This is a genomic window from Streptococcus pseudoporcinus LQ 940-04, from assembly GCF_000188035.1.
GTDB classification, from domain to species: domain Bacteria; phylum Bacillota; class Bacilli; order Lactobacillales; family Streptococcaceae; genus Streptococcus; species Streptococcus pseudoporcinus.
Map to the genome: position 1 here is coordinate 12,979 of NZ_AEUY02000003.1, position 21,481 is coordinate 34,459.

Genomic DNA, 21,481 nt, shown 5'->3' on the forward strand with positions numbered 1-21,481 from the left:
CCTTGAAAAACAAAAGGTATTTGCTATAATTGAAATACGTCTTAAAGGAGCATACACGCTAAGTAGGAGAGGTCATGACAAAGCTATCTAAAAGAGTTCTAGAAATGGAAGAAAGTATTACCTTAGCTGCGGGTGCTCGCGCTAAGGCTTTAAAAGCAATAGGCCGTGATATTTTGAGTTTAACCGTAGGTGAGCCAGACTTTGTAACACCAGTAGCCATTCAAAAGCGAGCAATTGCCTCAATTAAGGATGGAAGTGCTAGCTTTTACACAGCAGCTAGCGGCATTCCAGAGTTAAAAAGTGCTATAGCTACTTACATGGAAAATTTCTATGGCTATTCAGTTGCTCATAATCAAATTGTGGCTGGTACAGGAGCTAAATTTATCCTTTATGCTTTTTTTATGGCTACTCTCAACCCTGGTGATCAAGTGATAATTCCAACCCCTTTTTGGGTCTCATACGCTGATCAAGTTAAATTAGCAGAAGGTAATCCAGTCTTTGTAGACTGCCTTGCTAGCAACAATTATAAAATTACCCTTGAACAACTGGAAGCTGCCCGAACTCATAAAACCAAAGTGTTATTAATTAATTCACCTTCTAATCCGACGGGAATGATTTATAGTAAAACAGAATTAGAGGCTATCGGTCAATGGGCCGTTCAGCACGATATTCTTATCCTAGCTGATGATATCTATGGGCGTTTGGTTTATAATGGGAATTCTTTTACCCCAATCTCAACTTTATCTGAGGCTATCCGACGGCAGACCATAACTGTTAACGGAGTAGCCAAAACCTACTCAATGACAGGCTGGAGAGTTGGTTTTGCAGTTGGCGATCCGGAAATTATTGCTGCAATGGCAAAGATTACGAGTCAAACCACTTCAAATTTAACCACAGTAGCACAGTATGCTGCGATTGAGGCTTTAAGTGGAGACCAATCGTCTGTTGAAACTATGCGACAGGCCTTTGAGGAACGACTCAATGCTATTTACCCACTAGTAGAAGAAATTCCTGGTTTTTCATTGGTCAAGCCTCAAGGAGCCTTCTATCTGTTTCCAAATGTTGCTCAAGCCATGCGAATGACTGGATTTTCTAATGTCACTGATTTTACAAATGCTATTTTGGATGACGTTGGCGTAGCCATGGTGACAGGTGCAGGGTTTGGGGCACCGGAAAATATTAGACTAAGCTACGCTACTGATTTAGAGACCTTAAAGGAAGCTGTATCGCGCATTAAGTCATTTATGGCCAGTCATATCTTGTAAACTAAAGTCATTATAGGGAAGAATTTAAGAAAGAAAAGAGAATTATGTCAAAAGAATACGTTTCAATCATTGATGTTAAGAAATTTGTCGGACAAGAAATTACAATCGGTGCTTGGGTTGCTAACAAGTCAGGCAAAGGAAAACTAGCCTTTTTACAGTTACGCGATGGAACAGCCTTTTTCCAAGCAGTAGCTTTTAAGCCAAATTTTATTGAGCAATTTGGAGAAGAAGAAGGAGCTAAGAAATTTGATATCGTTAAACGTCTTAGCCAAGAAACCTCTGTCAAAGTAACTGGAGTTGTTAAAGAAGATCAGCGCTCGAAGTTTGGCTATGAGCTGGATATTACTGATTTAGAGGTTATTGGCGAATCAGTTGACTATCCCATTACACCTAAAGAGCACGGGACTGATTTCCTAATGGATAATCGTCATTTATGGCTACGGTCACGTAAACAAATGGCCATTATGCAAATCCGTAATGCCATCATTTACTCAACTTATGAATTTTTTGACCAAAATGGCTTCATCAAATTTGATAGTCCTATTTTATCAGGAAATGCTGCTGAAGATTCTACAGAATTGTTTGAAACGGATTATTTTGGAACACCAGCCTACCTAAGTCAATCAGGGCAACTCTACCTTGAGGCTGGTGCAATGGCATTAGGACGGGTCTTTGACTTCGGTCCAGTTTTCCGAGCAGAAAAATCAAAAACACGTCGCCATCTAACAGAATTCTGGATGATGGATGCTGAATATTCCTTCTTAAACCATGATCAATCCCTTGATTTACAAGAAGCATACGTAAAAGCTTTAATTCAAGGAGTTATTGATAGAGCTCCCCAAGCTCTTGAGATTTTGGAACGCGATGTAGAGGCTCTAAAACGCTATATTGCTGAGCCATTTAAAAGGGTTTCATATGATGATGCGATCACTCTTTTGCAAGAACATGAGGCTGATGAAGATACAGATTATGAGCACCTTGAACATGGTGATGATTTTGGTTCACCACACGAAACTTGGATTTCAAATTACTTTGGGGTCCCAACCTTTGTCGTAAATTATCCAGCAAGCTTCAAGGCTTTCTATATGAAACCTGTTCCTGGCAACCCAGAGCGCGTACTTTGTGCCGATCTTTTAGCACCAGAAGGTTACGGTGAAATTATTGGAGGCTCCATGCGTGAAGATGATTACCAAGCTCTTGTTGCAAAAATGGATGCTTTAGAGATGGATAAATCAGAATATGAATTTTACCTAGACCTTCGCAAATATGGTTCCGTGCCTCATGGTGGTTTTGGAATAGGAATTGAGCGCATGGTTACCTTCGTAGCTGGAACAAAACATATACGTGAAGCGATTCCGTTTCCACGTATGCTTCATCGTATCAAACCATAACCAAAGCTTTAAACCTGTTCGCAACGAATGGGTTTTTTGATACTTGCTACGAAGCTATTTTATTTAAGGAATATTTAAGTTAAGAAGAGGATAATGTCAAAGGTTATATTGTTTGAAAATTAAAAGCAATAGTATCAAAAATAAACTAACTTACAGGAGTAAGTTTCTTATTGAGGTTAAGGTAGTTAGCATCAATAAGAAAGAAAGAGGTCACATATGAACAAAAAACGTTGGGTAATCGATGCCATTGATGGTGGAAAGTATCTTTCTACTGAGGGAGTTTTTCTCTATGAACTTGATGAACAATTACAAGCACTAATTATGGATGACCATCCTGAACTGGATTCGACCTCTTTTATCAGTCAGGAAAATTTAGCCACCTATCGCCTCAACTACCTGGATGAGATGATTGCAAGTGCTAAATTAAAAAACGAAGCTATCCGTGAAATGGTAAATGATGTTTCCAAAAACAACAATTACGCTATCTTAAACGTACAAGACCAGTTAGATAGTAAAATTACATTTGGACAACGCTTGGCGGATCAAGTTGCCCGTTTTGGAGGAACTTGGACTTTTATTATTACCTTTATTATTTTTATGGCTATTTGGATGGGCTTTAATATCATTAATCCTTTTGGCTTAGCTTTTGATAAGTATCCTTTTATTCTCTTAAATTTGGCACTGTCTACCATTGCTGCTATTCAGGCTCCCCTCATTATGATGAGTCAAAATCGAGCATCTGAGTATGATCGTTTGCAAGCTAAAAATGACTATCAGGTTAACAAAACGTCAGAAGAAGGTGTTCGTTTATTGCATTCTAAGATTGATCACCTTGTTTTACAAGACCAATCAGATTTGATGCAAATTCAAAAATTACAAACAGAAATTCTATTATCAATCACTAAACAGTTAAATCAAGTGCAAATCTTAGAAAACGATGTCTTAACACCAGATGCGGCAGATATCAAACAAAGAGCGCAAAAATAGCCTATGAGAAACCTATCATTGATAGGTTTTTCTATGTTATAATAAAATATAGAACCTAAATTTGAGAAAGGAATAGAAAAATGGTAACTAATAAAATTGACCTTGTCATTGTTACAGGAATGAGTGGAGCAGGTAAGACAGTCGCAATCCAATCATTTGAAGATTTAGGTTACTTCACTATTGATAATATGCCTCCAACATTGGTGCCAAAGTTCCTAGAAATCATTGGTCAAACAAATGAATATGAACGGGTAGCCCTGGTCGTTGATATGCGCAGTAGGAGTTTTTTTAAAGAAATCAATGCTATTTTAGATCAAATTGAGCGGAAACAATCTATTACCTTTAGGATTCTCTTTTTAGATGCTACTGATAATGAGTTAGTCTCACGTTATAAAGAAACTCGAAGAAGTCATCCGCTTGCCCCAGACGGACGGGTAATGGACGGTATTAAATTGGAAAGAGAACTCTTAGCTCCTTTAAAGAGCATGAGTCAAAATGTAGTAGATACAAGCGATTTGACTCCAAGACAGTTACGCCAAACTATTTCAGATCAATTTTCTAATGCCTCAAATACGGTGTCTTTCCGGGTTGAAGTCATGAGTTTTGGTTTTAAATATGGGATTCCTTTAGATGCGGATTTAGTATTTGACGTGCGCTTTCTACCAAATCCCTACTATGTTGCAGACTTACGAGAAAAAACAGGACTAGATCAGGAAGTCTATGATTATGTAATGGACCATCAAGAATCTGAAGATTTTTTCCAAAACTTGGTTCAATTGATTTTGCCAATTCTGCCAGGCTACAAGCGTGAAGGTAAATCACTTTTGACTATTGCAATTGGTTGTACTGGTGGCCAACATAGAAGCGTCGCTTTTGCTCATCGTCTTGCAGAAAGAATCAAAGAGGAATGGCCGATAAATGAAAGCCATCGTGATAAAGACAAACGTAAGGAAACAGTGAATAGATCATGAAAAAACCAAAGATAACGGTAATTGGAGGCGGTACGGGAATTCCAGTTATCTTAAAAAGCTTACGAAATGAAGAAGTTGATATTACAGCTGTTGTGACGGTTGCTGATGATGGGGGGTCATCAGGTAAAATTCGTAATGCCATGCAGCTGACACCTCCGGGTGATTTGCGCAATGTGTTACTAGCGATGAGTGACATGCCACGATTTTATGAAAAGGTTTTTCAATACCGTTTTAATGGCAATGACGGGGTTCTTTCTGGTCATCCACTAGGTAATCTCATTATTGCTGGTATTTCTGAGATGCAAAATTCGACTTACAATGCCATTCAAATTTTGACTAAGTTTTTCCACATTACTGGCCATATTTTTCCTTCCAGTGAACAAGCTCTGACCCTGCACGCTGTTTTTAAAGATGGCCATGAAGTTTCTGGTGAAAGTCAGATTTCTGGTTATCAGGGAATGATTGATCATGTCTATGTGACTAATACCTATAATGATGAAAAGCCAAAGGCTAGCCGTAAAGTGGTAAAAGCTATTTTGGAAAGTGATATGATTGTTTTGGGACCAGGCTCTCTTTTTACATCCATCCTCCCTAACTTAGTGATTCCTGAAATTAATGAGGCCTTACGGGCCACTAAAGCTGAAGTCGTCTATATCTGTAATATTATGACTCAACATGGTGAAACAGAACATTTTTCTGATGCTGATCATCTTTCTGTTTTAAACAAGCATTTAGGACGGGATCTTATTGATACTGTCTTGGTTAATATTGAAAAAGTGCCTCAGTCTTATATGAATACTAATAAATTTGACGAATATTTGGTCCAAGTTGATCACGACTTTAAAGGGCTCCAACAAGAGGCCAAAAAGGTTATTTCCTCTAATTTTTTACGTTTGAAAAATGGCGGAGCTTTTCATGATGGGAATTTGGTGGTAGAAGAATTGATGAATTTAGTAAGGGAACAACATCTATGAGTTTCACGATACAGGTAAAAGAAGAGTTGATAGACCAGGCTAAAAGTGATAAGAATGAACTTTCAGCTATTATAAAATTATCAGGAACATTGGGACTAAACAACCAAGGCTTGACCTTATCTATTACCACAGAAAATGCTCGTATTGCTCGCTATATTTATGCTCTTTTCGAACAAAGCTATCACATTCAACCAGAAATTAAATATCACCAGAAAACTAATTTAAGAAAAAATCGAGTTTACACTGTTTTTGTTGCAGAAGAAGTGGAAATAATCCTCTCTGATTTAAAGTTAGCAGATGCTTTTTTTGGGATTGAAACAGGTATGGCATCATGGATGTTAGAAGATGATGATGCGGGTCGCTCTTATTTAAAGGGGGCCTTCTTAGCAACAGGAACGATTAGAGATCCAGAATCTGGGAAATACCAATTAGAAATTTATTCCGTGTATTTAGACCATGCACAGGATTTAGCTGACTTACTGCATAAATTTATGTTAGATGCTAAAACCATTGAACACAAGAGTGGAGCTATTACCTACCTCCAAAAGGCTGAAGATATCATGGATTTTCTGATTATTATCGGTGCTATGGAAAGTAAAGACCTATTTGAATCAGTAAAGATGATGAGAGAAGCAAGAAATGATATTAATCGTGCCAATAACGCAGAAACTGCAAACATTGCAAAAACAATACAGGCTAGCATGAAAACAATTAATAATATTATTAAGATTATGGAGACAATTGGTTTAGACAGTTTACCGGTAGAATTGCAGCAGATTGCTCAAATCCGTGTCAATCACCCAGATTACTCTATCCAACAAATTTCGGATAGCTTAGAGTTTCCCTTGTCAAAAAGTGGTGTCAACCACCGTTTACGTAAATTGAATAAAATCGCAGATGATTTATAAAAGATTTTAGTCTAACTGACTTTGCCATCCTATCAATGATTCTATAAGCACAGCTAGCTAAACATCTGACTTTGTGACTCTAAATATACTATAAAGGAGATATATTATGTCATGTACAACAATTCTTGTCGGGAAAAAAGCTTCTTATGATGGCTCTACTTTAGTGGCTCGAACAGAAGATTCGCAAAATGGAGATTTTACTCCTAAGAAAATGGCCCTGATGACAGCTAAGAACCATCCTCGTCATTATCAATCTGTCTTATCGCGTTTTGCCATTGACTTGCCTGACAAGCCTCTGACCTATACCTCAGTTCCTGACGCTTTGGGTAAAGATGGGATCTGGGCAGAAGCAGGTATTAATTCTGAGAATGTTGCTATGAGTGCAACAGAAACAATTACGACTAATGCACGTGTGCTAGGGGCTGATCCGCTGGTTGAAGATGGTATCGGCGAAGAAGATATGCTGACCTTGGTGTTACCATATATTAAATCGGCGCGTGAAGGCGTGCTACGCTTAGGCCAACTACTCAGCCAGTATGGTACGTATGAGTCAAATGGTGTTGCTTTTTCTGATGAAAATGAGATTTGGTGGCTAGAAACAGTTGGTGGCCATCACTGGATTGCCAGACGTGTCCCAGACGACGCCTATGTGACTAATCCCAATCAATTGGGTATAGATCACTTCGAATTTAATAATCCTGATGAGTATCTCTGTTCGGAAGACCTTAAAGATTTTATTAATAAGTATCATTTAGATCTTACTTATAGTAACGAGCATTTCAATCCTCGTTATGCTTTTGGAAGTCAACGTGATAAAGACCGTCATTACAATACCCCACGAGCTTGGATGATGCAAAAGTTCTTAAATCCTGAGGTTGAGCAAGACCCACGCAGTTTTGCGATTCCTTGGTGTCGAAAACCCTATCGTAAGGTAACCATTGAAGACATTAAATATGTTTTAAGTAGTCATTATCAAGACACCATTTATGATCCCTACGGTCCTGAAGGAGATAAGGTTAGTCGAAAAACATTTAGAACGATTGGTATTAATCGTACGAGTCAGACTTCAATTCTTCAAGTGCGGTCACACCAAGCTAAGGACATTGCAGGTATTCAATGGATTGCATTTGGATCAATGCCATTTAATACTATGGTACCATTCTTTACACAGGTGACTGATATGCCAGACTATTTCACAAATACTAGTGAGAATGTTTCAACGGATAGTTTTTATTGGGTTAATCGCCTCATTGCAGCAATTGCCGACCCACATTTTAACCACCATGACAGTGATATAGAAGCTTACGCTGAAAAAACAATGGCTCAAGGTCATGCCATGCTTCATGCTGTCGAAGAATTGATGGCTGAAGGTAAAGGTGTGAATTTAACCCAGAAAAATCAGGAAATGAGTGACTATATCCAAATTGAGACACAAGCCCTGCTCAATAAAATTCTTTTTGATGCTAGTAACTTAATGACCAATCGTTTTAGTTTAAGTGATTAATAGGATAGTTGAAAACTTTAAGGTTTCTAACCTTAAAGTTTTTTTAGAAAGTAGACAAAGATTAAGTATCGACTGCCTTTATCATACCTATCACTCTCAAGTCTGTCCTCTAGCAAAGCTTACGAGTGAAAGAAGCACAAACCGAGAGGTTACGAGTTAGCAAACATACCAGAAACTTCTCATTTCTGGCACTGAGAAATCTTTAGACTTTAGTAGGTATGACCTTCTTTTGTCTGCCTCAAACAGTCACCTCCCTAACTGTTTGACCTACCGACCCACTTACCTAAGTAGGTTAGCATCAAGAGAAAACCTTTTATGATATTGGACTTTTTCTTCAGTCCAATATCATAAAAGGTTTTTATATGGTTCATGATTTGAAAAATGTTTAAAAATCAGATTTTCTTCTCCAGAAGTTATAGGATATGATAGTAAAAATATTATCTCAAATGATTAGTTATTTGCATTGATATGGTAGGGATATTGTCTAAATGCTCAAATAGAGCTTATAAACTCATGTGATGCTGTTTAAGTCCTAATTGGGCTATTAGTTAGAGTTGGAGGCAAAGTGGATGAATCAAAAATGTAAAACTATTATATTACTACCTTTTATGTCACTTTTTTTCTTTATAGGACAAAGTACAGTATTTTCCCAACATTATTATGATGAAGCTGATAGTGTTGTATTTGATGGAGACAGTGCCTATTTTAAATTTACAGATTCGGAAGTTACAAAGTATATTATTAACAAGCGCTGGGCAAATAAAACTATATTTACTGAAGAAGAGAAAAAGGCTATACAGGACTATACTTGCGAGCAGTCTGTTCCCATTAATGGCCAACTTGATAAGGTTAAAGGCGACCTCAGTCAATTAACTCCTGAAATGAAAAGACAAGCCCAGCTACTAGATAGCGCTACACAAAAAATGACTATTCCTTGGGATATTATTAGTTATCGTTATGTTTACACCAGTTTCCTTTTAGATTTAGGTTTTACTCAAGACCAACTAGATAACTGTTATGCAAACGGTACATTTAATCCTAAGGTATTGGATAAATTTGTACCAGGCGCCCAATATACAAAATATAGTTTTATGAGTACCACAGCGGTGAAAAATGGAGCTATGATAAAAAGACCAATCGAATTACGAATTAGGGTAAAAAGAGGGGCAAAGGCAGCTTTTGTTGAACCTTATTCCTGGGTTCCTTCTGAACTTGAATTACTGTTTCCGCGGGGTAGTCAACTAGAAGTGATAGGTGCTTATTTGTCGGACGATGATAAAAAGCTTAATATTGAAGTTAAGCTAAAATCTAGTGACTAGCCCCTTTAGAGTTCTTAAACTATCTTCTTTAAAGTAGTGTGCACTGTCAAAAAGTGGCTACTAGCTATTATTGGTCAAAAGCCTAGCTCTCGATTACAGGGGGGCTAGGCCCTTTTTATAGGTTCAAACTGGGAGGAGTTGCTAGAGTCTTTGTTGCCTCTTGTTCAATGACCATAAATGAGTTTAATAGAATAGGCAAAAGGAATACAGAAGTTACTGTTCTTAAAAAGAGTTCCTAAAAGAAGAAAATCACGTGACAAATTCTTTTTAAAATGTTATACTTAACCGGTAAAACTTTAACCAGTTAATGAAAGAGGAGGAATCATGAAAAAGAAAATTCTTTTAATGATGAGTTTTGTTGGGTTGACATCAGCGTGGCAACTAAGTCAAATTAAGCAAGTAGAAGCAGAAGATACTAAAGTTAAGGTAATGACCACTTTTTATCCTGTGTATGAGTTTACTAAAGGGATAGTAGGGAATGATGGCGATGTTTCCATGTTAATGAAGGCTGGAACAGAGCCTCATGATTTTGAGCCAACAACTAAGGATGTTAAAAAGATTCAAGATTCAGATGTGATTGTCTACATGGATGATAACATGGAAACTTGGATTCCAAAGGTTAAAAAATCAATTAAATCAGATAAAGTTGATTACATTGAGGGAACAGGCTCAATGATTTTGGCTGCTGGTTCAGGTGAGGAACACCATCATGAACATGAAGACAGCAAAAAAAGTCATGACCATCATGATGAAGAAGGTCATAGTCATAAATTTGACCCACACGTGTGGTTATCTCCATATCGTAGCATTACTGTCGTTGAAAATATCCGCGATTCACTTTCAAAGAAATACCCTAAGAAAGCTGATGTTTTCAAATCAAACGCAGCAGCCTATATTGAAAAATTGAAAAAGCTAGATAAAGAATATAGTGATGCTTTATCTTCAGCAAAACAAAAGAGTTTTGTGACGCAACATGCTGCATTTGGCTATATGGCACTTGACTATGGTTTAAATCAAATTGCTATTAATGGTGTTTCTCCAGAAAATGAACCTTCAGCAAAACGTTTAGCTGAACTTTCAAAATATGTCAAAAAATATGACATCAAATATATCTATTTTGAAGAGAATGCTTCAAGTAAAGTTGCTAAAACCCTTGCTAAGGAAGCAGGTGTCAAGTCTGTTGTTCTAAGTCCGCTTGAAAGCTTAACGAAAAAAGAAATTAAGGCTGGTGAGGATTATTTCAGTGTTATGCGTGAAAACCTTAAAGCTTTAGAATTAACAACCAAACGAGATGGCAAGGAAATTAAACCTGAAGAAGATAAGAGTAAATCAGTTTACAATGGCTATTTCAAAGATAGTGCTGTGAAGGACCGTAAGCTAAGTGATTGGTCTGGTAGTTGGCAGTCTGTCTATCCTTATTTACAAGATGGTACTTTAGATCAAGTTATGGATTATAAAGCTAAAAAATCAAAAGGAAAAATGACAGCGAAAGAATATAAAGATTATTACGAAGCTGGCTACAAGACTGACGTTACTGCCATTAAAATTAATGGTAAGAAATCAACAATTACTTTTGAGCGTGGCAATGATAAGAAAACTTTTACATATAGCTATTCTGGTAAAAAAATCATTACTTACGAAAAAGGCAATCGTGGTGTTCGCTACATGTTTGAAGCTAAGGAAAAAGATGCAGGTGAATTTAAATATATACAATTTAGTGACCATGAAATAGCACCAAATAAAGCAGAGCATTTCCATCTTTATTGGGGAGCTCAAGGCCATGACGAGATTGCATCAAAATGGGATCACTGGCCAACATACTACAAGTCTGATTTATCAGGACGTGAAATTGCCCAAGAGATTAATGCCCACTAATATAGCTCACCATTAAAAAGAACTGAAAATAATCAGTTCTTTTTTTCTTGACAAAGCCAACTTAGTATAATATACTTTTATGTGGTTATAACCAGTAGAGAAAAAGGAATTCTATGACGAAAAATCAACCATTATATCAAAAATTAGTCGATCAACTTGAAGTAAAGATTAGAAAAGATATGGCCCCTCATGAGAAGTTATTGTCAGAACGAGAATTGAGTGAAAGCTATTCTGTTAGCCGTATAACTGTTCGACAAGCTCTGAGGGAGTTAGAATCACGTGGTCTAATTTACAAAGTTCATGGTAAGGGAACCTATGTTTCAAAATTGAAGGAGCCCTTAACAGATTTAGCGACTGCTTATAGCTTTACTGAGCAGATGAAAAAAATTGGAAAGGAACCAAAAACTGAAATCATTTCTTTTGAAAAAGTAGCTGTAAAAGATTATCTGGAAAAGTTTTTAGACATGGATACAGAAGGTGAAGCATTTGAGCTGGAACGGGTGAGATTAGCAGATGGCGAGCCAATGATGTTTGAGAGATCCTATCTTCCTGCCACCTTATTCAATGATTTATCCAAGGACTTGCTATTGCAAAAACCCCTATATGATATTTTTGCTGAAGATTACCATCAGCAGATTCGACTTGCTGAAGAAGAGTTTTATGCTAGTATCGCCCTTGATTATGAGGCCCACTTACTAGGTATAAAGAAAGGTGACCCTGTATTGCATATGATAAGAAAAACCTACAATGATAAAAATCTCTTAATAGAGCATACTTTTTCAATTGCCAGAGCTGATCATTTTACCTATAGAATTATTCATCAACCCAATCAATAAAAGATTTTAGGAGGTCAATATGTTTCAATTAACTGAGCCAGAGCTTAATCAATTGGGAGCTGCCGTTACTACCAAGGAAATTAAACAAGAACCTGATTTGTGGGAGCAAGTCTATCAGCGATTTTTGGATAAAGAAGAAGAGCTTTCTTCTTTTTTAAACAAGATTATTGAAAGCGCTGACACAAAGATTAAAGTCATTTTTACAGGAGCTGGAACCTCCGAATATGTGGGTAATAGCATTTGGTCATTTTTACAAACCTATGGGCAACGTGAGCAGTTTCTTTTTTACAGTATTGCTTCAACGGATCTTGTGTCTGCTCCTCATTATTACCTTTATGAGGAAGATACCGTCTTACTGGTTTCTTTTGCAAGAAGTGGTAATAGCCCAGAAAGTATTGCAGCAGTGGATTTAGCCAATCAGTTAGTTGCTAATTGTTATCATTTAACGATTACCTGCGCAGAGGAGGGGGAGTTAGCCCAAAGAGCTCTAGCTGATAAGCGTCATTTCTTACTTCTAATGCCTCCTCGGTCAAATGATGCCGGTTTTGCCATGACTGGGAGTTTTACTTGTATGATGTTATCAGCTTTGTTAATCTTTGACAAGGCTCATACCAATGAGGAAAAATTAGATTTTATCACACAAATGAAAAGAATGGCTGAAGACATTATTAATAGGGAACCAGAAATCAGTGACTTAATGAAGAAACCATTTCATCGCATAGTCTACTTAGGTTCGGGATCTTTAGCAGGATTAACACAAGAAGCGCAATTAAAAATATTAGAATTGACAGCTGGCAAAATTGCAACTCTTTATGACTCCTCTATGGGATTTAGGCATGGCCCAAAATCTTTTATTAATGAACAGACGGTTGTTTTTGGTTTCGTTAATAATCATACTTACACAAGGCAATATGATCTTGATATTTTAGAAGAAATTGCTAGTGATCAGATTGCCCAGTCAACCATTGCCATAGGCCAGAGAAAAGAGAAAAATTTCAGTGGTAAAAATGTTGTTCTGAATTCGGATTTCCTCTTGCCCGATGCTTATTTGGCTTTTCCTATGATAGTTTTTGCCCAAACAGTTGCGCTACTAGCCTCCATAAAAGTCAACAACTTACCTGACACTCCTTCTGAAAGCGGAACAGTTAATCGTGTTGTCAAAGGTGTGAGGATATACGATTATTTAAGGGAGTAAAAGATGATGCTTACATCAAATAAAAAGGCCTACTTGGAAAAAGTAAGCCGTGATGGGATAATTTCTGCATTGGCTTTTGATCAACGCGGTGCTCTAAAACGAATGATGGCCAGCCATCAAGATAATGAGCCAACAGTTGATCACATAGTGACCTTAAAGCGCTTGGTTTCTGAAGAATTAACCCCCTATGCTTCTTCAATTCTCCTAGACCCAGAGTATGGCTTGCCAGCCATTGCAGTTAAAGATCAAAAAGCAGGCTTGTTACTGGCTTACGAAAAAACAGGCTATGATGCCAAAACAAGTAGTCGCCTGCCAGACTGTTTAGAAGACTGGTCGGTAAAGGGGCTTAAGGCAGCTGGTGCAGATGCTATCAAGTTTCTTCTCTATTATGATGTTGATGGCAATGAGGCTGTTAACCGCCAAAAGAAAGCCTACATTGAACGCATCGGCTCAGAGTGTCAAGCAGAAGACCTCCCCTTCTTCTTAGAAATTTTGACCTATGATGAAAAAATGAGTGATAATAGCAGTATTGACTTTGCCAAGGTAAAAGCCCATAAAGTTAATGAAGCCATGAAAGTCTTCTCAGCTGAGCGGTATGGGATTGATGTTTTGAAAGTGGAAGTTCCTCTTAATATGGCTTATGTTGAAGGCTTTACAGAAGGACCAATTCTTTATAGCCAAGCAGAAGCGGCGCAAGTTTTTAAAGAGCAAGCAGCAGCCAGTCACTTGCCTTACATCTACCTTAGTGCAGGAGTATCAGCTCAGCTATTCCAAGAAACCTTAAGCTTTGCGGCGCAAGCAGGAGCACAATTTAATGGGGTTCTTTGTGGCCGTGCCACCTGGGCAGGTGCTGTTCCAGTCTATATCAAGGAAGGTGAAGCAGCAGCCCGTCAATGGCTAAGGCAAGAAGGGGTAAGGAATATTGAAGCACTTAATGACGTGTTAGCTAAAACAGCAAGGCCTTGGACAGAAAAAATATAAGAAGATGGTTTCATAAAGGAGGTCTTAATCCCAATCATAGTGAAGAGAATTAATGCGATACTGGAAGAATTTCCAATTTTTATAAACTTCTGCATATTCCAAAATGCGATGTGATATCTTATCTTTAGTTAGTTTAAGTTGGCGAACACAAGGTTGTTTTTTATCCAATTGTAAAAACTCAGCCACTTCATGGCTATAATCAAGGGTTAAATCAGTTTTCTGAGAAAAATCTTGTTCAGCCATTTGAATCTTAAAATCTTCAAAAAAGCGTTGATAGACAGAAGTATAGGAAGATAAATCTGCCTTGGGGTTGGCAATGTAATCGTGTGGGATAAAAGATTTTTGAAACAGATAAGGCTCATTGTCTATCCATCTTTGACGTGACAAAGTGTAATAGTGCTCAGTCTTATGGAGACCTAAAAGACTTAAATAATAAGGATCGTTTCCTTTTTCTAAACTTAAAATAAAAACATCTTCTTGATGGTTTGACGTATTGTTGGTGTAGGAAAAGTGAACCACTTTATCTTTACTGGTTTTTTTGATAAAAGTTCCTAGGCCCTGTTTACGGCTAATGAAGCCATCATTTTCAAGTTCTTTTAAAGCGCGTTTTATGGTTATGGAACTGGCCTTATATTTTTGGATTAATTCTGCTTCAGTGAAAAATAAGTCCCCTTTTTTATAGTGTTTTGACATAATGAGGTGATAAAGATTTTCTTTAATAACTTGATACTTGGGTTTTTTAGCTTGCATAGGTTACCTTTACTCCATTTCCGTCAGCTTCTTACTTAAAATTATACCGAAAATGTTATAAAAAGCTATGATATTACAAAACTAATTGCTGTACTTTATTTATTGGTAAAAATGGAAACGCTTACCAAAAAACTATTATAGAAAATAGGAGAATATGATGACAATTATTGCAACACGAATTGATGGGCGTTTGATCCATGGTCAGGTCGCTAATTTATGGACAACCAAACTGAATATTTCAAGAATTATGGTTATAGATAACGAAATTGTCACTAATGAGTTAGAAAAAACAGCCTTGAAATTAGCCACTCCAGCGGGTGTTAAATTATCCATATTAACCGTTGAAAAAGCTGCTAGCAATATTTTAGCTGGCCGTTATGATTCTCAACGCTTACTAATTGTGGCTAAAAAACCAGATCGTTTTTTAGAACTTATTAATAGAGGTGTCGCTCTTAGGAATCTTAATGTGGGAAATATGTCCCAATCAGCTGAGACAATATCTGTTACCCGCTCAATAAATGTTCTGAAACAGGATATCAATGATTTTGACGCTATTGCTAAAACCGGAACAATGCTTACTGCACAGATGGTGCCAAGTGATACAGCTATAGATTTTATGCCATTGCTCAATAAAGTAAGACAGGAATCTCATCATAACTAGGAGGATTTTCAAATGATTCAATGGTGGCAAATACTTTTATTAACCTTATATTCAGCATATCAGATTCTTGATGAATTAACGATTGTTTCCTCAGCTGGATCACCAGTCTTTGCTGGTTTTATAGCTGGTTTAATAATGGGTGACTTAAAAACAGGTCTTTGGATTGGTGGTAGCCTTCAACTGATGGTTCTAGGTGTTGGAACCTTTGGTGGGGCGTCACGGATTGATGCAACTTCAGGTGCGGTGATTGCGACAGCTTTTTCGGTTTCACAGGGAATTAAACCAGAAATCGCTATTTCAACTATTGCAGTGCCAGTAGCAGCTTTAATGGTATATACTGATATTTTAGGTCGCTTTTCAACAACCTATTTTGCACATAGAATAGATACTCATGTGGAGAATCATAACTACAAAGGAATCGAAAGAAATTATTTAATGGGAGCCATTCCCTGGGCCTTATCTAGGGCTTTGCCAGTCTTTTTGGCGATTACACTTGGTGGCCATTTTGTCCAATCCTTGGTTAACGGTATTCAACAGTATCAATGGTTAGCTAATGGTTTAACTTTGGCTGGTAAAATGCTACCTGGTTTAGGTTTTGCCATCCTTTTACACTATCTACCAGTAAAACGGAATAGTCACTACTTAGCTTTAGGTTTTGTCATAACGGCAATGTTAACAGTAGTTTATACTAATTTGCAAACTGTTAGCACTGCTTTAACGACTGTATCCAAAGGGTTTGATGCCTCTCCATATAAAAGTTTGCCAATGATTGGGATTGCTATCATCGGAGCCTGCTTAGCAACTTTACATTATAAAAATAATCAAAAAACACCAATAGTTGAACAAAGGATTCAAGTTTCTGAAAGTGGGGAAATTGAAGATGATGAGATCTGATTATAAATTAAGTAAACAAGATTTTAAACAGATTAATAAAAGAAGTTTATTTACTTTCCAGTGGGGTTGGAATTATGAACGGATGCAGGGGTCCGGCTATCTCTATATGATTTTGCCACAATTGCGTAAGTTATATGGTGATAATAGTCCAGAGTTAAGAGAAATGATGACCGTTCATACCCAATTCTTCAATACTTCAAATTTTTTTCATACCATCATTACAGGTATTGATTTGGCACTGGAAGAAAGTGAAGGTCTCCAAGCTAAAGATGCTGTAAATGGAATCAAAACGGGATTGATGGGCCCCTTTGCACCAATTGGGGATTCTGTCTTTGTTTCTTTAATCCCGGCAATTATGGGTTCAATTGCGGCTGGTTTAGCAAAAGACGGTATATGGTCAGGGATTATTGGTATTTTGATGTGGGTTAGTGTTCAAATACTAATCAATGTTTTTCGGTGGAAACAGCTGGAAATTGCCTATAGAGAAGGAACAAAGCTAGTCACAACCATGCGTGATAAGTTATCTTCTTTGGTTGATGCCGCTTCCGTTATGGGGGTCTTTATGGTAGGCGCTTTGATTGCTACAATGATTAATTTTAAAGTGACAGCAGCTCCCAAAATCGGTTCAAAAGTAATTGATATTCAAGACTTACTAAATACTATCTTTCCACGTTTACTTCCAGCTATTTTTACCGGAGCTGTTTTTTGGCTCCTTGGTCGAAAAGGCATGACACCAACAAAAGCCATATTTGCGATTATTATTTTTGCCATTATCATGGCTTATTTCAAAGTGTTAGGAGTTTAGAAGAGTGAAAAATCTTATCTTAGTTAGCCACGGGCATTTTTGTCACGAGCTTAAAAAATCAACAGAAATGATAATGGGACCACAAAATACTATTTTTTCGGTAGGCTTAGAAACTATCGAAGGAGCAGAAGAGTTTAGGGAAAAATTGGTAACAATCATTAATAAGCTTGAAGGTGACTTCCTTATTTTTGCTGATTTATTGGGAGGAACTCCCTGTAATGTGGCTACGCAGTTATTGATGGCTGGTCATCACTTTGAACTCTATGCGGGAATGAATATGCCTATGATAATTGCTTTTCTAAATAGTCAAATGTTGGACCAAGATATTGATCTTAGGAGTTTTGCTCAAGAAAACATTTATTTTGTCAATGCCTTACTTGAGCAAAAAAATGATGAGGAAGATGAAGTCTAAGTACTAGTCTCATTATTAAAGAGATTTAATGAGACTAGCTTTTAGAGAGTATTAATGACATTAACAAATGATTTGGTAAGATTGGCGTGAGCTGTTGCCTAATGAAGACCAAGTTGTTATTAGTTATTCTAAGAGCCTAGGACTTCAAATTGAGGGATTTTTGATAGCAAAAAACCACTTCTGAGAAGAAGTGGTTGTATGTTTGTGACTTATTTTGCTGCGTTTGCATCTTTGAGACCGTATTTTTTGTTGAAACGATCGACACGTCCGTCTGCTTGTGTAAATTTTTGACGTCCTGTGTAGAATGGGTGAGAATCTGATGAAATTTCTACACGAATAAGTGGATAAGTTTCACCTTCGAACTCAACAGTTTCGTTGCTTGACTTAGTAGATCCACTAAGGAACTGGTAACCTGTGGTTGTATCTAAAAATACAACTGGACGATAATCTGGATGGATGTCTTTTCTCATCTTAAAAATAATTTCCTTTCTGCCATGGTGCTTTTGCCCATAGTTATTAACTAGTCTAGTTTATCAAACTTATCTTGTTTTGACAAGCCTTTTACTTAAATTTAAAAAATGACTAATCAAAGAGTGCTTGCATTTCTCGGTAAATCTGTTCATTTTCTGCTAAGCTGTAGGAATTAGCACCACTAGCTAAAGGGTGTCCTCCTCCTTCATGTGCCTTGGCAATCTGATTAATCGTTTTTTCTTTACTGCGCATCCGTACTCTGAAGCTACCATCTTCATGCTGAACAAAGATGGCCCAAACGGTAACCATATCAATTTTGCCTGGTGCAGAAACAATAGCGGAGCTTTCAGCCTCTGAAATATTGAAGGCTTTTAAGGTTTCTTGACTCAGAACTACCCGCGCAACGCCATGTTGATCAACTTCTAGATGATCAAAGACATAGCCTTGTAATTTAGCAATTTTGAAGGGGAAAGAATCCATTTGGCGTGAAATGGTTGCAAAATCAAATTGATATTCTCTAAGTTTAGCGGCAATGCGGAAAGTTTTTGCAGTCGTTGCTGGGTAGAGAAAACGTCCTGTATCGCCGACGATTCCTGTATAAAGTAAGGAAGCAACCTTGGTGGTTAATGTCAAATTGAGACTAAAAGCAAAATCAGCAATGATTTCACTGGCACTTGAGGCATTAGTATCAACTAGAGAGATGTCACCATAGGCATCGTCATTAGGATGGTGATCAATTTTGATTAATTTTTTTCCATTGCAATAATTAGGATTATCAATTCTAGGACGATTTGCCGTATCCGTCACAATCACAAGCGCATCATGATAGTCGTCGTTAGTGACATGATCCATTTGTGCAATCCAGGCCAGGCTTGGTTCATCAAAACCTGTTACTAATACCCTCTTATCAGGAAAATTAGCTAAAATCAATTCTTTCAAGCCGACTTGGCTGCCAATGGCATCTGGATCGGGATTTTGATGGCGATGAATAATAATTGTCTCACTTTTTATAATTTCATCCAAAATTTGTTGGTAAATGGTCATGTTATCCTCTAATCTATTTTAATCATATCAATATGGGGAATCTTATCTTCAAGATAAACCTCTGATGTACTGTAAAATCCAAAAGAATTATAGAATTTTTCTAGATAGGCTTGTGCTTGCGCATAGACTGGTTTCATGGTATACTCCTTGGCGCAATAGCTTAAAGCGTAACTCACTAAATCACGTCCGAGACCTGACTTACGATAAGACTTTCCAACTAAAACACGTCCTAGTTTGATTTCACTTTTAGTAGGAATTAGGCGACAATAGGCTATTACTTGTTCAAAACCATCTATTTTAAAAAGATGTATAGCAGTCTTATCCAGGTCATCAATTTCTGGATAGGCGCAGTCTTGCTCCACAACAAAGACATCTACCCGTGCTTTTAGTATCGCAAATAGTTGCTCCCTACTAAGCTCTTTAAAACTTTTAATCATCCACATAGCTTTTCTCTCCTCACCCTACTTAATGGTCATATTATAACATATTTGTAGGGAGTCATTCATTTAGAAAAAATCTTGCATAGATAGAGATTAACGGTTAAATAGAATCATAGATTAAAGGACTCGGTGCGTGAGTTTTATAAAAAGTTACCCAAGAAAAAGTGATGGGAAATACCATCACTTTTTAGTTAATATCTGTTAATTCTTGGGTCAAAGCTCGTTTAACAGCAGGTCTTTCTGCTATCCGTTTTGTCCAGGCTTGAAGGTTTTGATATTCTCTTACATTGAGGAAAGTACCCGCATCCTTGTAGAGGTCATCAAGTGCGAGTTGTCCATACCAAGACCAAATAGCAATGTCAGCAATGCTATAGTCATGACCTACAATGTAAGTTTTGTTAGCCAGTTCTTTATCCAAAAGGTCTAACTGACGTTTTGTCTCCATAGTGTAACGGTTAATGGGGTATTCTAGTTTCTCGGGAGCATAATGGAAGAAGTGACCGAAACCGCCTCCAACAAAAGGTGCAGCACCAGTTTGCCAAAAGAGCCAATTAAGTGTTTCGGTCCGTGTAGACCAGTCGGAGCTGATTAAAGTCTGAAACTTGTCAGCTAGGTAAAGTAAGATATTAGCTGATTCAAAAATACGAATTGATGTCTCTGTACTCTGATCAACTAAAGCAGGAATTTTTGAGTTAGGGTTAATAGCAACAAAATCGCTGCCAAATTGTTGTCCTTGGTCAATCTTAATTTTGAAGGCATCATATTGACTTTCTTCAATGCCTAATTCTTTTAGTTCTTCGAGCATAATTAAGGGCTTAATGCCATTTGGAGTTCCTAAGGTATATAATTGAAAAGGTGCATCGCCCTTTGGTATAGCTTGCTTAAAACGGCTTCCGGCTGTTGGTTGATTGTTATCAGTTTCTTTAGCAGTGTTTTCCCAAACGGTGGGTAGTTGATAGTCAGACATAGATTTATCCTCCTCATTTTTCTTAATCTCATCATATCAAAAAGAAGTAGCTAAAACAAAAGATAAAATTGCCAAAGCAAGAGGAAGCTTATACTTAATGTAAGAAGTATCCTTTTTCTGGAAATGTCATCAATGGCTTCTATCGGTAGTAGCAGGGTGCAAGAAAGAGCATATTATAAAGGCTAGGCCCATCTCTTTTTAAGTAATCTTGAGTTAAGGTCTTAGGAAATAGAGGCGAACTTAAAATGCAGATGCTTTTCTCAAAAAAGTGTGGTAAAATAAGAGCAGTTTAGTTTTTGGAGGAAATTATGGCATTAGCAAAGATCGTTTATGCCAGCATGACAGGAAATACTGAAGAAATTGCTGATATCGTTGCAAGTAAATTGCAAGAACTTGGACATGATGTAGAGATTGACGAATGTACCTCAGTAGAAGCTTCAGATTTTGAAGATGCTGATATGGCAATTGTTGCAACTTATACTTATGGTGATGGTGACTTACCTGATGAGATTGTAGATTTCTATGAGGATTTACAAGATTTAGACTTGTCTGGGAAGATTTATGGTGTTGTTGGTTCTGGCGATACTTTCTATGATTATTTTTGTAAATCAGTAGACGAATTTGAAGAACAATTTGCCCTAACTGGTGCAAGAAAGGGAGCAGATTCTGTTAAGGTTGATTTAGCAGCTGAAGAGGAAGATATTGAGAATCTGGAACTTTTTGCTAAAAAAATGTCAGAAGCTGTAGAAGCTATCTAGTAACAGATACGATTGGTAAAGCAGAATACTAGGAATCCCTAGTATTTTTTCTTGTTTTGTTAGCTGATTTTTC

Annotated in this window: 22 protein-coding genes; 17 read left to right on the forward strand and 5 right to left on the reverse strand. The window is 37.2% G+C overall.

The window, feature by feature from the left end; translation table 11 throughout:
• Positions 1-74 precede the first annotated feature (74 nt).
• From STRPS_RS00375 to lacD, 12 genes are all read left to right on the forward strand, one after another.
• Positions 75-1,265 (forward strand): pyridoxal phosphate-dependent aminotransferase, encoded by a 1,191-nt coding sequence (locus STRPS_RS00375; RefSeq protein ID WP_007892744.1) that lies wholly within the window; start codon positions 75-77, stop codon positions 1,263-1,265.
• A 44-nt stretch (positions 1,266-1,309) separates the two neighbouring features.
• Entirely contained in the window at positions 1,310-2,656 is a 1,347-nt protein-coding gene (gene asnS / locus STRPS_RS00380) for an asparagine--tRNA ligase (protein WP_007892729.1), read from the forward strand.
• 216 nt (positions 2,657-2,872) lie between these two features.
• Positions 2,873-3,643 (forward strand): DUF1003 domain-containing protein, encoded by a 771-nt coding sequence (locus STRPS_RS00385; protein WP_007892772.1) that lies wholly within the window; start codon positions 2,873-2,875, stop codon positions 3,641-3,643.
• Positions 3,644-3,723: 80 nt separating this feature from the next.
• The gene (gene rapZ / locus STRPS_RS00390) at positions 3,724-4,614 is read left to right on the forward strand and encodes an RNase adapter RapZ (RefSeq protein WP_007892718.1); all 891 of its coding nucleotides are present in this window, start codon (positions 3,724-3,726) and stop codon (positions 4,612-4,614) included.
• On the forward strand, positions 4,611-5,588 hold the full coding sequence (locus STRPS_RS00395) for a YvcK family protein (RefSeq protein WP_007892731.1): 978 nt from the start codon (positions 4,611-4,613) through the stop codon (positions 5,586-5,588). The genes rapZ and STRPS_RS00395 overlap by 4 nt, the downstream gene beginning before the upstream one ends.
• Positions 5,585-6,496, forward strand: a complete 912-nt coding sequence (gene whiA / locus STRPS_RS00400; protein WP_007892723.1) for a DNA-binding protein WhiA — start codon at positions 5,585-5,587, stop codon at positions 6,494-6,496. Before STRPS_RS00395 ends, whiA begins: the two co-directional genes overlap by 4 nt.
• 106 nt (positions 6,497-6,602) lie before the next feature.
• Positions 6,603-8,000 (forward strand): C69 family dipeptidase, encoded by a 1,398-nt coding sequence (locus STRPS_RS00405; protein ID WP_007895994.1) that lies wholly within the window; start codon positions 6,603-6,605, stop codon positions 7,998-8,000.
• A 569-nt stretch (positions 8,001-8,569) separates the two neighbouring features.
• Complete coding sequence (locus tag STRPS_RS00410; RefSeq protein ID WP_007892751.1) at positions 8,570-9,319, forward strand: ADP-ribosyltransferase; 750 nt, start codon at positions 8,570-8,572, stop codon at positions 9,317-9,319.
• A gap of 324 nt (positions 9,320-9,643) precedes the next feature.
• Complete coding sequence (locus STRPS_RS00415) at positions 9,644-11,194, forward strand: zinc ABC transporter substrate-binding protein AdcA (RefSeq protein ID WP_007892728.1); 1,551 nt, start codon at positions 9,644-9,646, stop codon at positions 11,192-11,194.
• 113 nt (positions 11,195-11,307) lie between these two features.
• Positions 11,308-12,030, forward strand: a complete 723-nt coding sequence (locus tag STRPS_RS00420; RefSeq protein WP_007892770.1) for a GntR family transcriptional regulator — start codon at positions 11,308-11,310, stop codon at positions 12,028-12,030.
• A 19-nt stretch (positions 12,031-12,049) separates the two neighbouring features.
• A complete protein-coding gene (locus tag STRPS_RS00425) occupies positions 12,050-13,225 on the forward strand; it encodes an SIS domain-containing protein (RefSeq protein WP_007892745.1) in 1,176 nt (391 codons plus the stop codon).
• A 3-nt stretch (positions 13,226-13,228) separates the two neighbouring features.
• Positions 13,229-14,206 (forward strand): tagatose-bisphosphate aldolase, encoded by a 978-nt coding sequence (lacD, locus tag STRPS_RS00430; RefSeq protein WP_007896043.1) that lies wholly within the window; start codon positions 13,229-13,231, stop codon positions 14,204-14,206.
• 24 nt (positions 14,207-14,230) lie between these two features.
• On the opposite strand, the gene STRPS_RS00435 is transcribed toward lacD, so the two are convergent.
• Complete coding sequence (locus tag STRPS_RS00435; RefSeq protein WP_007894275.1) at positions 14,231-14,956, reverse strand: GntR family transcriptional regulator; 726 nt, start codon at positions 14,954-14,956, stop codon at positions 14,231-14,233.
• Positions 14,957-15,113: 157 nt separating this feature from the next.
• Between STRPS_RS00435 and STRPS_RS00440 the strand changes: the two genes are divergently transcribed.
• From STRPS_RS00440 to STRPS_RS00455, 4 genes are read left to right on the forward strand one after another with little or no spacing between them, the layout of a single operon-like run.
• On the forward strand, positions 15,114-15,617 hold the full coding sequence (locus tag STRPS_RS00440; RefSeq protein ID WP_007894113.1) for a PTS system mannose/fructose/N-acetylgalactosamine-transporter subunit IIB: 504 nt from the start codon (positions 15,114-15,116) through the stop codon (positions 15,615-15,617).
• A gap of 12 nt (positions 15,618-15,629) precedes the next feature.
• Positions 15,630-16,511 (forward strand): PTS mannose/fructose/sorbose/N-acetylgalactosamine transporter subunit IIC, encoded by an 882-nt coding sequence (locus STRPS_RS00445; protein ID WP_007894288.1) that lies wholly within the window; start codon positions 15,630-15,632, stop codon positions 16,509-16,511.
• Positions 16,498-17,316 carry a PTS system mannose/fructose/sorbose family transporter subunit IID gene (locus STRPS_RS00450; protein ID WP_007894166.1) on the forward strand — a complete coding sequence of 273 codons (819 nt, stop codon included), beginning with the start codon at positions 16,498-16,500 and terminating at the stop codon, positions 17,314-17,316. The genes STRPS_RS00445 and STRPS_RS00450 overlap by 14 nt, the downstream gene beginning before the upstream one ends.
• Positions 17,317-17,320: 4 nt before the next feature.
• The gene (locus STRPS_RS00455) at positions 17,321-17,728 is read left to right on the forward strand and encodes a PTS sugar transporter subunit IIA (RefSeq protein WP_007894265.1); all 408 of its coding nucleotides are present in this window, start codon (positions 17,321-17,323) and stop codon (positions 17,726-17,728) included.
• Positions 17,729-17,937: 209 nt separating this feature from the next.
• On the opposite strand, the gene STRPS_RS00460 is transcribed toward STRPS_RS00455, so the two are convergent.
• The 4 genes from STRPS_RS00460 to yghU all read right to left on the reverse strand — a co-directional run bounded on the left by STRPS_RS00460 (position 17,938) and on the right by yghU (position 20,650).
• On the reverse strand, positions 17,938-18,198 hold the full coding sequence (locus tag STRPS_RS00460; protein ID WP_003086121.1) for a type B 50S ribosomal protein L31: 261 nt from the start codon (positions 18,196-18,198) through the stop codon (positions 17,938-17,940).
• Positions 18,199-18,310: 112 nt separating this feature from the next.
• Positions 18,311-19,243 carry a DHH family phosphoesterase gene (locus tag STRPS_RS00465; protein WP_007894155.1) on the reverse strand — a complete coding sequence of 311 codons (933 nt, stop codon included), beginning with the start codon at positions 19,241-19,243 and terminating at the stop codon, positions 18,311-18,313.
• An 8-nt stretch (positions 19,244-19,251) separates the two neighbouring features.
• Complete coding sequence (locus tag STRPS_RS00470) at positions 19,252-19,686, reverse strand: GNAT family N-acetyltransferase (protein ID WP_007894332.1); 435 nt, start codon at positions 19,684-19,686, stop codon at positions 19,252-19,254.
• Between the two features lie 184 nt (positions 19,687-19,870).
• A complete protein-coding gene (yghU, locus tag STRPS_RS00475) occupies positions 19,871-20,650 on the reverse strand; it encodes a glutathione-dependent disulfide-bond oxidoreductase (RefSeq protein WP_007894121.1) in 780 nt (259 codons plus the stop codon).
• Between the two features lie 308 nt (positions 20,651-20,958).
• On the opposite strand from yghU, the gene STRPS_RS00480 reads away from it, so the two are divergent.
• Positions 20,959-21,408: a flavodoxin gene (locus STRPS_RS00480; protein ID WP_007894368.1), complete on the forward strand. Its 450-nt coding sequence runs from the start codon at positions 20,959-20,961 to the stop codon at positions 21,406-21,408.
• The last annotated feature ends 73 nt before the right edge of the window (positions 21,409-21,481 follow it).

Excerpts from the sequence above, each read along its gene's own strand:
- STRPS_RS00375 (WP_007892744.1), top strand. The coding sequence starts at position 75 with ATGACAAAGCTATCTAAAAGAGTTCTAGAAATGGAAGAAAGTATTACC.
- asnS (WP_007892729.1), top strand. The coding sequence starts at position 1,310 with ATGTCAAAAGAATACGTTTCAATCATTGATGTTAAGAAATTTGTCGGA.
- STRPS_RS00385 (WP_007892772.1), top strand. The coding sequence starts at position 2,873 with ATGAACAAAAAACGTTGGGTAATCGATGCCATTGATGGTGGAAAGTAT.
- rapZ (WP_007892718.1), top strand. The coding sequence starts at position 3,724 with ATGGTAACTAATAAAATTGACCTTGTCATTGTTACAGGAATGAGTGGA.
- STRPS_RS00395 (WP_007892731.1), top strand. The coding sequence starts at position 4,611 with ATGAAAAAACCAAAGATAACGGTAATTGGAGGCGGTACGGGAATTCCA.
- whiA (WP_007892723.1), top strand. The coding sequence starts at position 5,585 with ATGAGTTTCACGATACAGGTAAAAGAAGAGTTGATAGACCAGGCTAAA.
- STRPS_RS00405 (WP_007895994.1), top strand. The coding sequence starts at position 6,603 with ATGTCATGTACAACAATTCTTGTCGGGAAAAAAGCTTCTTATGATGGC.
- STRPS_RS00410 (WP_007892751.1), top strand. The coding sequence starts at position 8,570 with ATGAATCAAAAATGTAAAACTATTATATTACTACCTTTTATGTCACTT.
- STRPS_RS00415 (WP_007892728.1), top strand. The coding sequence starts at position 9,644 with ATGAAAAAGAAAATTCTTTTAATGATGAGTTTTGTTGGGTTGACATCA.
- STRPS_RS00420 (WP_007892770.1), top strand. The coding sequence starts at position 11,308 with ATGACGAAAAATCAACCATTATATCAAAAATTAGTCGATCAACTTGAA.
- STRPS_RS00425 (WP_007892745.1), top strand. The coding sequence starts at position 12,050 with ATGTTTCAATTAACTGAGCCAGAGCTTAATCAATTGGGAGCTGCCGTT.
- lacD (WP_007896043.1), top strand. The coding sequence starts at position 13,229 with ATGATGCTTACATCAAATAAAAAGGCCTACTTGGAAAAAGTAAGCCGT.
- STRPS_RS00435 (WP_007894275.1), bottom strand. The coding sequence starts at position 14,956 with ATGCAAGCTAAAAAACCCAAGTATCAAGTTATTAAAGAAAATCTTTAT.
- STRPS_RS00440 (WP_007894113.1), top strand. The coding sequence starts at position 15,114 with ATGACAATTATTGCAACACGAATTGATGGGCGTTTGATCCATGGTCAG.
- STRPS_RS00445 (WP_007894288.1), top strand. The coding sequence starts at position 15,630 with ATGATTCAATGGTGGCAAATACTTTTATTAACCTTATATTCAGCATAT.
- STRPS_RS00450 (WP_007894166.1), top strand. The coding sequence starts at position 16,498 with ATGATGAGATCTGATTATAAATTAAGTAAACAAGATTTTAAACAGATT.
- STRPS_RS00460 (WP_003086121.1), bottom strand. The coding sequence starts at position 18,198 with ATGAGAAAAGACATCCATCCAGATTATCGTCCAGTTGTATTTTTAGAT.
- STRPS_RS00465 (WP_007894155.1), bottom strand. The coding sequence starts at position 19,243 with ATGACCATTTACCAACAAATTTTGGATGAAATTATAAAAAGTGAGACA.
- STRPS_RS00470 (WP_007894332.1), bottom strand. The coding sequence starts at position 19,686 with ATGTGGATGATTAAAAGTTTTAAAGAGCTTAGTAGGGAGCAACTATTT.
- yghU (WP_007894121.1), bottom strand. The coding sequence starts at position 20,650 with ATGTCTGACTATCAACTACCCACCGTTTGGGAAAACACTGCTAAAGAA.
- STRPS_RS00480 (WP_007894368.1), top strand. The coding sequence starts at position 20,959 with ATGGCATTAGCAAAGATCGTTTATGCCAGCATGACAGGAAATACTGAA.